The sequence below is a fragment of the Pelagibacterium sp. H642 genome, assembly GCF_031202855.1.
GTDB lineage: Bacteria > Pseudomonadota > Alphaproteobacteria > Rhizobiales > Devosiaceae > Pelagibacterium.
In genome coordinates this window covers 239,391-251,990 of record NZ_CP101829.1, presented here as the reverse complement: position 1 = coordinate 251,990, position 12,600 = coordinate 239,391, and the positions used below count along the sequence as shown (strand labels likewise).

Here is a 12,600-nt window from a genome sequence, read left to right as displayed (position 1 = left end):
TCCTAGCGGCGGATGATGGTCGCCTGGGAGCGAAGCTGGGCGAGATATTCCTCGGCCTGTGCCTGCAGCTCGTCGGCGCCGGCTTCCTGGCGCAGATCGTCGGTGAGGAAGGCGAGGTCTTCGGCCTGTGCCTTCTCGCAGATCGCCAGCATGGAAACGCCACCCGCCACGACGCGGGGGGTGCTGATCTGGCCAACCGTCAGCCCGGCCAATTCATTGGCGACAGCTTCAGGCAACTGCGTGGCATGACGACGGCCGAGATCGCGAACCGCCGCGTCGGTGAACTGAATGGCGAGATCGACTGCGGTATCGCACCCCGAATAGCGGCTGCGGTACTGGTTTGCCTCGGCCGTGCGGCGCGATGCGGAAACGCCCGAGCCCTCGGGAATGACGAACAGCACTTCCTTGAGGATATAGTCGAAGCTCAGGGCCGGCGTGACTTGCTGGGCGGCTTGGGTTTCAAGCTCGAGCTCGGAAATCTGCACGCGGGAGCGCAGCACCTGCTGCACCACCTGCTGCCAGGCCAGCGTCGCGCGAAGCCGGTCGCGCAGGGTTTCGGGGTTGACCCCGTTCTGGGTCAGAAGGTTGGTGAGGTTGGAAGCGCTAGAGCGCATATTGGTCGCAACGTTCGCGAACGCCGAATCCACCTGAGCGTCCGAAATCGTGACCCCGATGCGCTGGGCTTCGTTCAGCCGGAGCTGGTCGTCGATCAGCTGCTCGGTGGCGAGCTGAATGCGGTTGGAATTGCTCGAGCCCTGGCCTTCGATGCGCAACAGGTTGGCGCGGTCGTTGATCTGCTGATCGGTGATGGAGCTGCCGTTGACGGTGACCCTTACGCTCTGGGCCTGAACGGCGAACGCCATCAATGCCAACCCAACGGCCAGACAGATGCCGGCGGTTCTCAAAACGAGCCATTCTCTCATGGTATTCCGCTCCCTAAAGCGCTTTTGGTCTCGTCCTCTAGCACAAATACGGCCAAATTCGGCAGAGGTGGCATGGTTTGGGTCCCGTGCCTATCACGTTTCCCTCACCTTGGCACGGCCCTTTCGAGGACCTGAGCCACCTTAAAACTCGGTGAAGGAATATCCCAGGTCGAGCACATTCTGGTTCTGGGGACCGCTCAAGCTGAAGTTTACGCCGATGCGAAGGTCGTCGGCGGTATCGTGCGTCGGCCCGGTGGCTCGGGCCTGAATGCCATAGGCAAGGAAGTTGTCGTCGTATCGAAGGCCGGCCGTCGTCTCGAGCCACTGGCTGGTCGCCAGATCCCACGCGATGCCAACATTGGCCGTCCAATAATCGGCAAGCGGGATTCGGGTGCCCACGGAAATTTCGTGCAGGTCCTGGGTCGTGCCCAGAACGGGATTTTCGGCGATATAGACATAGTTGGCCGAAAGCCCGATGTCATAAAATTCACCGGCCGCGGAGATCTGGCCGCGAGGGATATCGCCGGTTTCAGGGTCGATCTGGGCCTTTGCTCCCGCGCGCAGAACGCCATAGCCCGCCTGCACGCCGGCTACGATATAGGATGCGTCGTCGCTCATGCCCGAGCCCACCCCGGCAGTGCTGCCATCGGTGACGTTGAAGGCATTGGTCCCGGCCAGGTGGAAGGACTGTCCGGCCAGCCCGCCGATCCACGCTCCATTGTCGAAACTCGTCTGGAACTGGCCGCCCACGTTCGCCCTCAGGCCGGTCTCCTGGCGATCGGCGCCCGAGAAGCGGTTGAAGCTGAAGAGGTTGGAATCTTCGAACACGAAGCTCTGCGCGTCATTGTTGATGATGCCGGGAACGGCAGGGCCTTCGCGATAGACGAGCTGTGCTATGGGCTCGATCACATGGCTTGCGCCCGTGGTCCGGGCCAGGAGAGGGTAGCGCACATCCAGCGCGGCGATGGGCGTGGCTGAGAACAGGGATTGGGCTTCAGGAGCGCCATCGAGATCGCTGGCGCCGTCGTAATTGGCTCCGTCCGCGCGAAGCCCCAAATAGGGTGAAACCGCCAGCCCGCCCGGCACGATATATTGGTTGGTCCAGGCGGCTTGCACCATGGCATGGACCGATTGACCTTCGTAGCCATGGACATATTGGACAGGATCGGCATCCTCTCCAAAACGCGAGGAAAGATCATCCTCTCTGCGCGTCAATCCCAATAACCGCCCGGAAATCTCAACTCGACCGGCCTCATCGGCAAGTTCAACAATGCGCTCATACACCAGGTTGGGATGAGTCAGAGCCTGCCGATCTAGTATTCTTTGGTACGCGTCCCAATCAGCAGCATCATCGAACGGCACGAACTGCTGGATGCGGATATCCCCATAGCTGTCATTGTCGAGATAGGTGGCATAGACCTGCTGCGTGGTGCGCGATTGATTGTAGTAATCATCCAGATAGGCCGGATCGGTGAAAGCCGTATACGACCAGCCCAGTGTCCACTCGTCGGTTGGCGTGAACTGCCCTGTGGTCTGCATGGCGCCACGGAAATTTCGATCGGCCAGCCCGTCATAGACGCCGGGATTGCCCTGATAAACGCCAGCCGTCCACACCCTGTAGGAGACGTCGCCCACCGTCTGCCGCCAGTCGAGTTCCACACCGCCGCCCTGGTTGGTGTAGATGTTTGGCGTCACCGCCAGCGTGCCGTTGGCGATGCGGTAGCGGAAGAAGGGCAGGGAGATGCCCACCCCGTAGTCCTCGTCGAATGAGAGAACCGGAAAGTCGATCTCTTCGTCCGACGGCATCGTCAGCCACGGCAGCCAGAGCACCGAGACGCCCAAAAGCTGCAGCGAGGGCTGTTCGAAATGGATGACGCGCTCGGCCTCGTCGGTGACGATGCGGGCCGCCTTGACCGACCAGCCGATGCGGTTTCCGTTCTCGTCTATGCAGGTGCCGCAGGGCCTGTAGGTCCCGTCGACATAGACGCGCTCCACGCCCTCATGGAAATTGGTTTCGGCAGCGGTGAACTGACTGCCATCGGGAAAGGCGACGGTAAGGGCGCGCAGGAAGCCTTCGCGGAAGCCGTCTTCGAGATCGACGCGATCGGCCACGTACTCGACCCCATCGGGATCGACGATGGCGACATTGCCCACAAGCTCCACGCGGCCAGTGGTTTGATAATAAATTGCCCGGTCGGCGGTAGCGCGGAAGCCTTCGAAGCTGATGCCGACATTGCCTTGGGCAACCACGGTATCATTGCGGGAATTGAAGACCATGGTGTCGGCCGCAACGGCCATGTCGCCGCCTGAACCGGAAGGAACTTGCGAAAAGAAGTCGGCTGGAATGATTTGCTGTGCCGAGGCCGCCGGCGCAAACGCCAGCCCCGCAGCCAGAGCGCATGCGATAAGTGCGCCGTGCCGCACGATATTTTTCCCCTTGGGTGGTTTGACCATCAAACGCGCCCGTCTTCTCTACGCAGGATCACGGTCAATCCGATGACAATGGCTGTGAGCGCTGGACCCCACGCCGCTGCAATCGGGTTGAGAACGCCTGCCGAGCCAGCCCGGTCAGCCATCTCCGTGATTACAAAAACCACCAGCCCGAGGACGATGCCATAGACGATGGTCCACCCATAATGCCCTGCTCTTCGATAACCGGCGGTAAAGGCAAACGCAATCAGCAAAGAACCGACAAGAACGAAAGGAATGGCATTGAGTTTATGGAATCGCGTTTCCGCCGCGGCCAGCGCGAAAGGATCGGCGATTCCGACCCCAAGCGCCTCGCGCAGGTCGAACCAGCTCATGTCCTCGGCCGTGCCCAGCTTGAGACTGAGTTCGGACGGGGTGGCGATGGTTGCCAGCGTCATCTCGGAAAAGGGGCGGGGAGGGCTGTCGACATCGAGAACCACCCCATCGCGAATGTGCCAGGCGCCCGGCTCCAGCGTGGCGTTCTGGGCATGTATGCGTGTGCCCGTACCGCCTTCAGGCAGGTAGCGCAGGATGGTGATGTCCCGCAATTCGGCCCCCCCGCGCAGCACGCTGCGCGCGTAGAGCATGTAATCGCCGTCGGTGCCGGTCTGGTTGAACCATGTCTCGCGATTCTGCACGCCATAGGCCCGGCCCCAGCCGATCTGGGCAGCGTCGAGCTGCTGATAGACCCGGATCGCAAAGCTGTCGACGACGGTGGTGACCACAACGCCGGAAATAAGGATCATCAGGATCGGCCATCGCATCGCCGACCAGATCGAGCGTCCCGATGCGCTGATGATCACCATCTCGCGGTGCGAATGAAGGTCGATCAATCCCACGATCGCGCCGATCAGTACCGTGACCGGCAGGCCGAGAAGGCTCCAGCGCAGGGCGCTCAGGAAAGCAAGGCCGGTGGATGTCCACGGGCCGGCGATCTCGGCTGTCTGATTGAAGCGCCCGGTATCGAGAAATTCGACCAGCAGGATGATGCCGAAGAAAATCCCGACCACCAGCCCGATACGGGCCGCCAGCCGCACGCATATGACGCGACCGACCCTGTTCATGGCGCCAGCCTCCATCGCGGCAGGATGAAGGCACGCCGGCTGCGGACCCAAAGCAGCACGAGCGCTCCGGCCAGAATGAGTGTTGGAGCGATGTACTGCCGGGCGCCGCCGCCCGAAAAGGCGCCGATAGCCTGCTCGGCAAAGGCGATCAGCAAAATGACGAGCTCGACGGGTATCCGCCGCCGGCCGCGCCCGCCGTCGGGATAGGCGCAGAGGGCGGCGGCGAGCGCGCAAATGGCCAGCGCGCGCAGCGTATCGGCAAGCCGGGCGTGAACGATCCTCATGGCCCGCTCGCCCTCGTCTCCAGCCGCAACGGCCATGACCAGCGAGATGCTGTCGGTCTGGTCGAGCCCCTGTGTCGCCGACGCCGCATCGAGCAGGCTCGCAAGGCTGATATGGTATTGTGAAAACTGGATCTGGCTCAGGCCGGAGCGGCCGGCGCTTTCATATTGAATGGCGCCGTTGTTGAGGATGAGCTGGTAACCGGTCTCGTCCTGAAACACCGAAGCGGTTTCAGCGAAATAGGTGCGGCGGGTCTCGTTGGTCGTGTCGTCGAAAAAGAAGTCGACAAGCGTGCCGTCGCGCTCTCGGGCCGCGATCGAAAACACCAGCCCCTCTTCGACTTCCGTGAACCGTCCCGGCACCAGGGCGCGCCCGACGATGTCGGCGGCGATCTGGGCGGACCAATCGGCGGAAATCCGCCGTGCATTGGGCTCGATCCAATTGGCCACCAATGTCACGGCAGCCGCGCCGACAAGCGTGAACGAAACAATGGCTTGCCACAAGGATCCGGTCCGCTGCGCGGCATGAATGGTGTGCAGTTCCCGCGACGATTGGAGCGCCCGCAGCCCGCGTACCAGCCCGATGGCGAAGCAGACATAGAGAATCGAGCGCGCGAAGGTGGGCGTGGTGAGGGCGCTCTGGCCCATGAGCGTGAGAAAATTCTGCCCCTGGGCCGAAACCAGGTCGAACAGGCGCAAAAGCTGCATGAGCCAGATCAGCGCGCCGCCCGCCGCAAAGATGGTGAGCGCCTGCGCGAAAAATTGGCTCTGCAGGTAACGCGACAGCCTGTCCATGGAATCCTTTGCCGGTCGGTGCGTTGGTCTTCTAGCCTGTTCATTCGCCGGGCAAAAGCGCACGAGAGCAACACGCGGCGTGCAAACATCTCCCGCGCGCATTGACGCGGCGCTGGCGGGCGATAATGCTCAGCGGCGTGCTGCCGGCGAATCCGCCGGATGGTGCTTCTCTTGCCCAGGTTCTTCCATGCCCGAATTCCTTTCCATCAGCCTTTCCGAACAACCGCCGCAGACGGCGCAAGCTCTCATCTTCTACGCCGATGAAAGCGGGCCATTGGGGCCGGTTGGAGGCGCAATCTGGGCGCGGACAGGGCTCGATTTCGCAAGGATCGCCAAAGCCACCGGTTTTTCCGGCCGGCCGGGGCATATGATCGATATCGCCGCGCCTGCCGGGCTCGACTGCGAACGCCTCGTCGTGCTCGGGCGCGGCGATGATGGCCAGGCACAAACCGAAGCGGCCTGGGCCGACCGCGGTGGATCGCTTTTCGCCAAGCTCGATGGCGCCAGGATTCGCGATGCGGCCGTCATTCTGGACGAGCCCGGTATCTCGCCCCGGCAGGTCGCCGCTCTCGCCGCCGGCGCCACGCTTCGCTCATACCGCTTCGACAAATACATCAAGCGCGGCAGCGGCCGCGACCATGACCGGCTTTCGCTCACCATTGCCGCCGGCTCGCCCAAGGATATCGGGGCAGAGCTGGATCAGGCGCTTGCCGTGGCCGCCGGAACCATCCTCGCCCGCGATCTCGTCAACGAACCAGCCAACCTTCTGGGCCCCGAGGAGATGGCGCAAGTCGCGCAGGGCCTTTCGGAAATCGGGGTTTCCGTCGAAGTCCTAACCGAAAAGGAAATGCAAAAGCTCGGCATGGGAGCGTTGCTGGCTGTTGGCCAGGGCTCGGTCCGCCCACCCCGGCTGGTGGTCATGCAGTGGAACGGCGGCAAAAAGCAGCAGGACCCGGTGGCCTTTGTCGGCAAGGGCATTGTTTTCGACACCGGCGGCATTTCCATCAAGGGCGCCGCGTCGATGGAAAACATGAAGGGCGACATGGCCGGCGCCGCCGCAATTACCGGGCTCATGCAAGCCCTTGCCAGCCGAAAGGCAAAGGTCAACGCGATCGGCATCCTCGCACTCGCCGAGAACATGCCCGACGGCAATGCCTTCCGCCCGGGCGACATCATCACCGCGATGTCGGGCGAAACGATCGAGATCATCTCGACCGACGCCGAAGGCCGGCTCGTCCTTGCCGATGCCCTCTGGTATTGCCGTGAAAGATTCAAACCCCAGGCCATGGTGGACATCGCCACCCTCACCGGCGCGATCCTGGTCGCGCTCGGCAACGACTATGCCGGGGTTTTCACCAACACCGACTCCCTTGCCGCGGGTTTGCAGCATGCCGGCCTCGCCACCGGCGAAAAAGTCTGGCATCTGCCCATCGGCCACGCTTACGACAAGCTCATCGAAAGCCGTTTCGCCGACATCAAGAACCAGGGCGGCCGCAATGGCGGAGCGTCCATCGCCGCCCAGTTCCTTTCCCATTTCGTCGGCGAAGTGCCCTGGGCCCATGTGGATATCGCCGGCACGGGCTTTGGCGTTCCGTCCTCGGAAACCAACTCCTCCTGGGGCACCGGCTTCGGGGTGGCGCTTTTCGACAGGTTCATCCGAGACAATTATGAAGGGTAGGCAGGAACCGCAGTGACCGACCTCTTGTTCTACCACCTCGAAACCCGTCCGCTGGAATCGGTGCTGCCCGCGCTGCTCGAAAAAACGCTCGAGCGCGGCTGGCGCGCGGTGGTGGAAGTCGGAAGCGGCGAGCGCCTCGAAACGCTCGACAGTGCGCTCTGGACCTATACCGACGACAGTTTCCTTCCGCACGGCATCGCGCGGCGGAACGAGCATGACGCCGATCAGCCCGTGATCCTGACGGCAGGCGACGAAAACCCGAACCACGCGGCGATCCGCTTTTTTGTCGATCGCGCCACCCCGCGCGAACTCGATGGCTATGAGCGGCTGGTCTATATCTTCAACGGCCACGACCCGGACGCCGTTACCGAAGCGCGAGACGTCTGGCGCAATCTCCGATCAACCTACGATCTGACCTACTGGCAGCAGGACGCCGGCGGGCGGTGGAGCAAGAAGGCCTGATGGACGCCCCGTTCGACACCAAGGTCCGCCATACACCGCTCGAGGATATCCTTGCCATCCTGCTCGGCACGCTGTTCGTGGGCCTTGGCGTCACATTTTATTCCGAAGCCCAGATCACCACGGGCAGCACGGCCGGGTTGGCGCTTCTGGTGCAATACGCCACCGGCTTGCCGTTCGGCGCCGTGTTTTTCGTGGTCAACCTGCCGTTCTACATCCTGGCGTTCCTGCGCATGGGCTGGCGGTTTACGCTCAAGACCTTCATCGCCGTCGGCCTGGTTTCGATCTATCCGGCTCTCATGCCCGGCTGGCTCAATATCGGCGGCATCGATCCGCTCTTTGCCGCCATTGCCGGCGGCGCCATGATGGGCATGGGCATTCTGGCCCTGTTCCGCCACCGCGCCAGCCTGGGCGGGGTCAACATCCTGGCGCTCTATCTCCAGGACAATCACAATATCCCCGCCGGCTATGTGCAGTTGGGCATCGATTTCCTGATCCTGGTCGCCGCCCTGTTCATCCTGCCTCTGGACCGCGTCGCGCTCTCGCTGGTCGGGGCGGCGTTCATGAGCCTAGTGATCATTCTCAACCACAAGCCCGGCCGCTATATGGGGGTGAGTTAGATTATTCCGGTCGTCCGAGCTTTTCGAGCTTGAGCTTGCGCACCAGCGCGAAGTGCTCACGCACCGGCATGACTTCGGTCACGAACAGATCGTAAAAGAAGTCGACCCATTCGTAGCACAGGATCACTTCGCGCGTTCCGAGATCGTAGAACGCATTGACCTCGCCGCAATTCTCGGCAGTCATCCGCACGGGGTTGGGCAGAACGAAGTTCTTGGCCACCCAGTCCGCATAGAATTCAAGCACGCGCTCTTGCCGGAGCAGGGCCTCGACGTCCGGATATTCGCCGCGGCTGTCGCGATACTGAATATCGATCGCCGCATCGATCGCGCCCACCCGGCGATAAGGCTCGAGAACGGTGTTCCAGCCCTGTTCGGCGATGCGATAATCTTCCGCGCAACTGTTCTGCCGATCGATGGGCAGCGAAATGCGCGTCGCATATTGGGTGTGCTTGTCGTAGTCGCTTCCCACCATAAGGCAGGCGATGGCGTAGGAGCGCTGGATATCCAGGCTGTGGGCGCCGTAAAAATCGGCGTTCACATAGCCGCGCGTCGGCCGGGTCGCTTCCGAATAGAGCCAGCCGTCCACGGTGTCCTGCAGGGCTATCACATCGGCCTGCGTGCCGGTTTCGAGCATCATGACCGTTGCCATCGTATCGACGGCATCTTCCTCGCGCCCCAATACCGGAAGGTTGAGTTGGTCGACCAGAAGGTGGCCGATCTCATGAAGCATGGTGTGCCGCACATTGCCCATGACGAACTGGACCGCTGCCTCGTGCTGCTCGTTGGTCAGCCGGGGCTGCTGGGCGCTGCTTGGTGCGACGCTCGCCAGCAGCACCATTGCGGCAGCGATCAAACGTTTGGCCATTGGTCCCTCGTCCGGTACTGATGGGCGTAGCAGCACTTTAGCCTGCACCTTTTCGAGAGGCTAGAGCGTGTCCAGCAAAAGTGGAACGGTTTTGCGGTTCGGACACGCGACAAAACAAGGACTTAGAGCATTGAAGCGATTCGGAGAAAAGCGGAAATGCTCTAGATCGTGCGGCCGGAGCAGTAAATAACTGGTCCACTATTGCGCATCAGCCTGCGCCGCTTCCAGTTCGGCGCTCTTTTCCAGCCAGCTATCTTCCAGTGCCGCGATGTCGTCTTCGAAGCGCGATTTCTCGATGCCCAGCTTTATGGCCTTGTCCGGATCGCCGGTATAGAGCGCGGGGTCGTCGAGCTGCTTGTCGATCTTGGCGAGGTCCTTGCGCTTCCATTCGAGCTTCTGCTCGATCGATTTGATCTCCTTGCGCAGCGGCGCCAGCTCTGCCCGCCTTGCCGCCGCTTCCTGGCGCTCCCGCTTGCGGTCGGATGCCGAAGCGCCGGTTCCGTTGCCATTGCCGGAACTGCCGGAGGTCAGGTTGCGCTGGTAGCCGTCGAGATCGTCTTCAAAGAGCGAGACGGTGCCGTTCTCGGCGATCCAAAGCGTGTCGCATGTCGCCTCGATCAGGTGCCGGTCGTGCGAGATGATCAGCACCGCGCCCTTGTAGTCGTTGAGCGCGTGGACCAGCGCATCCCGGCTGTCGATGTCCAGGTGGTTGGTCGGTTCGTCGAGCACCAGCATTCCCGGGCCGTTGAATGTAATCAGCCCCATCAGAAGCCGTGCCCGTTCCCCGCCCGAAAGGTTCTTGGCCTTGGTGTCCATCCGCGTGGTGGACAGGCCCATTTGGGCGACGCGCGCGCGTCGCTTGGCTTCGCTCTCCATGGGCATCAGATCGATGACATGCTCGTACGGCGTCTGCTCGGGCTTGAGGTGATCGAGCTGGTGCTGCGCGAAATAGGCGACCTCCAGCGTCTTGGCCTTGAGCATCTGGCCGCCCATGGGCTTGAGCTCGCCCGAGAGCAGCTTGGCGAACGTCGATTTGCCGTTGCCGTTCGGGCCGATTAGCGCGATCCGGTCGTCGGGATCGATGCGGTTGGTGATGCGTGAGAGGATAACCTTGTCGCCATAACCCACCGAAACGTTGTCGAAGGTGATCATCGGCGTCGCCGGCGCCTTTTTCGGCTGTTGAAAGCTGAACGGCGCCGCATATTCGTCAAACAGCGCTTCAGGCGGCCTGAGCTTCTGGATCGCCTTCAAGCGGCTCTGCGCCTGCTTGGCCTTGGTGGCCTTGGAGCGGAAGCGGTCGACGAATTTCTGCATGTGCTCGATCTGGGCGAGCGTCTTTTCCCGCGCCTTGTTCTGCAGCTCCATCTGCATGCGGCGCGTTTCCTCGAACGTGTCGTAATTGCCCTTGTAGAAGGTCAGCTTGCCCCGTTCGAGATGGATGATCGAATTGACCGCCTTGTTGAGCAGGTCGCGGTCGTGGGAGATCATGAAGACGGTGTAGGGATAGGTCGCCAGATAGCGCTCCAGCCACAGCGTGCCTTCGAGGTCGAGATAGTTGGTGGGTTCGTCGAGCAGCAGCAGGTCGGGCTGGCTGAACAGCACACCGGCCAGGGCAACGCGCATGCGCCAGCCGCCCGACAGTTCGCTGCACGGTCCGCTCTGGCGGTCCAGCGAAAAGCCGAGACCCTTGAGGATGGCGCTCGCCCGCGCCTCGGCGGTGTGCGCGTCGATATCGGCCAGCCGCGTATGGATTTCCGCGATCCGGTGCGGGTCCTCGGCCGTCTCGGCCTCTGTAAGCAGCGCCGTCCGCTCCTTGTCGGCGGTGAGCACCATGTCGAGCACGCTCATCTCGCTCGCCGGAGCTTCCTGCGCCACGGCCCCGATCCGGGCGCGCTTCGCAAGCTCGATCGATCCTTGCTCGGGAGCGAGAAAACCCTGGATCAACTGGAACAGCGTGGTCTTGCCCGACCCGTTCTTGCCCACAAAGCCGGTCTTGGACCCGGTCGGCAACGTCACCGACGCCCCTTCGAACAGCGGCCGTCCGGCGATCTTGTAATGGAGATTGTTGATGGTGAGCATGATGGCGCGGTGAGTATAGGCGGAAAGGGCAGGGCGCAAGCCTTGTGATTGGCTGCGTCGAGCTTATGTGTTACAGTGTTATTACCCTGCAATGCGGAGCAAGCACATGACCGAATCCACCTTCACCTTCCGCGTCGATGAAGATCTGAAGCACCAATTCGCTGAGATCGCAAAATCTAAGGATCGCACCGGAGCCCAGCTCCTACGCGATTTCATGCGCGAAACGATCGCGAAACAGCAGGAGGAGGCAGAGTATGATGCCTGGTTTAGAGCAAAGGTGCAGCAAGGGTTGGATGACGTTGCTGCGGGGCGCGTCTATTCCAACGAAGAGATCAAGGAGTATTTCGCCAAGGTGAGGGCGGAACTCCTTGAACGGGAGGATGCTGACGCTTGAAGCTGGAATGGACTTTGATCGCTCGCACCGATCGCGTGCGAATTGCCCACACGATCGCGCAGGACAGTCCGTCAGCGGCCCGCAAACTGGACATACGGTTGGAAACGTCGGCCGACGCTCTTCTGGATTATCCATATCGCGGGCGATCAGGACGCCTCGAAATGACCAGGGAACTTGTTGTCCACCCCAGTTACATTTTGGTTTATGAAGTCGATGGCGATACAATTCGCGTTCTGACAGTCATCCACGCCGCCCAGCGCTGGCCGTAAACCTCTCTCGCGCCGTCTTGCCACTGCCATTGAGGGACGCTAAAAGGCGCCACCTTTCCGATCCCATTCCTAACAGGACATCGACCACATGGCCATTCAGCGCACCTTTTCGATCATAAAGCCGGACGCCACGGCTCGCAACCTCACCGGCAAGATCATCTCCAAATTCGAGGACGCCGGTCTTCGCGTCGTTGCTTCCAAGCGCATCCGCATGACCCGCGAGCAGGCCGAAGGCTTCTACGCCGTCCACAAGGACCGCCCCTTCTTCGGCGAACTGGTGGATTTCATGATCTCCGGCCCGGTCGTCGTTCAGGTGCTCGAAGGTGAAGACGCCATCGCCAAGAACCGCGAAGTGATGGGCGCCACCAACCCGGAAAACGCTGCCGAAGGCACCATCCGCAAGGAATTCGCCCTCTCGGTCGGCGAAAACTCGGTCCACGGTTCGGACGCCCCGGAAACCGCAGCAGAAGAAATCAAATTCTTCTTCAAAGACGAAGAAATCGTGGGGTGAGGCACGACCTCACGCATGTGAGGTCAAATCGCTCCGGTGGAGCGATTTGAGTGCCGAACGCGCGAGGCTACGCCGAGCGCCGGACGGGTGCGACCCGAAGGGGCAAATCATGCCGGTGGCATGATTTGAGTGCCGAACGCCCGGAGCATAGGCGACGGGCCGGAAGGCACAACGCCGCCAAAATCATCAAGGC

General features: G+C 61.8%; 12 protein-coding genes. 6 read left to right on the top strand and 6 right to left on the bottom strand.

Features of this window, described 5'->3' with window-relative positions; genetic code table 11:
* Nucleotides 1-2: 2 nt before the first annotated feature.
* From NO934_RS01270 to NO934_RS01255, 4 genes are all read right to left on the bottom strand, one after another.
* The gene (locus NO934_RS01270; protein WP_309161749.1) at nt 3-923 is read right to left on the bottom strand and encodes a SurA N-terminal domain-containing protein; all 921 of its coding nucleotides are present in this window, start codon (nt 921-923) and stop codon (nt 3-5) included.
* Nucleotides 924-1,064: 141 nt separating this feature from the next.
* A complete protein-coding gene (locus NO934_RS01265) occupies nt 1,065-3,377 on the bottom strand; it encodes an LPS assembly protein LptD (RefSeq protein ID WP_309161748.1) in 2,313 nt (770 codons plus the stop codon).
* The gene (locus NO934_RS01260; RefSeq protein WP_309161747.1) at nt 3,377-4,456 is read right to left on the bottom strand and encodes an LptF/LptG family permease; all 1,080 of its coding nucleotides are present in this window, start codon (nt 4,454-4,456) and stop codon (nt 3,377-3,379) included. The genes NO934_RS01265 and NO934_RS01260 overlap by 1 nt, the downstream gene beginning before the upstream one ends.
* Nucleotides 4,453-5,532: an LptF/LptG family permease gene (locus NO934_RS01255; RefSeq protein ID WP_309161746.1), complete on the bottom strand. Its 1,080-nt coding sequence runs from the start codon at nt 5,530-5,532 to the stop codon at nt 4,453-4,455. Before NO934_RS01255 ends, NO934_RS01260 begins: the two co-directional genes overlap by 4 nt.
* A 187-nt stretch (nt 5,533-5,719) precedes the next feature.
* On the opposite strand from NO934_RS01255, the gene NO934_RS01250 reads away from it, so the two are divergent.
* The 3 genes from NO934_RS01250 to NO934_RS01240 are packed head-to-tail and all read left to right on the top strand — an operon-like array spanning nt 5,720 to nt 8,289.
* Complete coding sequence (locus NO934_RS01250) at nt 5,720-7,210, top strand: leucyl aminopeptidase (protein ID WP_309161745.1); 1,491 nt, start codon at nt 5,720-5,722, stop codon at nt 7,208-7,210.
* A gap of 12 nt (nt 7,211-7,222) precedes the next feature.
* Complete coding sequence (locus NO934_RS01245) at nt 7,223-7,672, top strand: DNA polymerase III subunit chi (protein ID WP_309161744.1); 450 nt, start codon at nt 7,223-7,225, stop codon at nt 7,670-7,672.
* Nucleotides 7,672-8,289, top strand: coding sequence for a YitT family protein (locus tag NO934_RS01240; RefSeq protein WP_309161742.1), 618 nt, complete (start codon nt 7,672-7,674; stop codon nt 8,287-8,289). Before NO934_RS01245 ends, NO934_RS01240 begins: the two co-directional genes overlap by 1 nt.
* 1 nt (nt 8,290) lies before the next feature.
* On the opposite strand, the gene NO934_RS01235 is transcribed toward NO934_RS01240, so the two are convergent.
* Together NO934_RS01235 and NO934_RS01230 are read right to left on the bottom strand one after the other, a co-directional pair.
* Complete coding sequence (locus NO934_RS01235) at nt 8,291-9,154, bottom strand: DUF4344 domain-containing metallopeptidase (protein WP_309161741.1); 864 nt, start codon at nt 9,152-9,154, stop codon at nt 8,291-8,293.
* Between the two features lie 198 nt (nt 9,155-9,352).
* Complete coding sequence (locus tag NO934_RS01230) at nt 9,353-11,233, bottom strand: ABC-F family ATP-binding cassette domain-containing protein (RefSeq protein ID WP_309163778.1); 1,881 nt, start codon at nt 11,231-11,233, stop codon at nt 9,353-9,355.
* A 106-nt stretch (nt 11,234-11,339) separates the two neighbouring features.
* Here NO934_RS01230 and NO934_RS01225 point away from each other — a divergent pair, with 106 nt between their 5' ends.
* The 3 genes from NO934_RS01225 to ndk all read left to right on the top strand — a co-directional run bounded on the left by NO934_RS01225 (nt 11,340) and on the right by ndk (nt 12,407).
* Nucleotides 11,340-11,627 (top strand): hypothetical protein, encoded by a 288-nt coding sequence (locus NO934_RS01225; protein ID WP_309161740.1) that lies wholly within the window; start codon nt 11,340-11,342, stop codon nt 11,625-11,627.
* On the top strand, nt 11,624-11,896 hold the full coding sequence (locus NO934_RS01220) for a type II toxin-antitoxin system RelE/ParE family toxin (protein ID WP_309161737.1): 273 nt from the start codon (nt 11,624-11,626) through the stop codon (nt 11,894-11,896). Before NO934_RS01225 ends, NO934_RS01220 begins: the two co-directional genes overlap by 4 nt.
* Before the next feature lie 88 nt (nt 11,897-11,984).
* Nucleotides 11,985-12,407, top strand: a complete 423-nt coding sequence (ndk, locus tag NO934_RS01215; protein ID WP_309161735.1) for a nucleoside-diphosphate kinase — start codon at nt 11,985-11,987, stop codon at nt 12,405-12,407.
* Nucleotides 12,408-12,600: the final 193 nt, after the last annotated feature.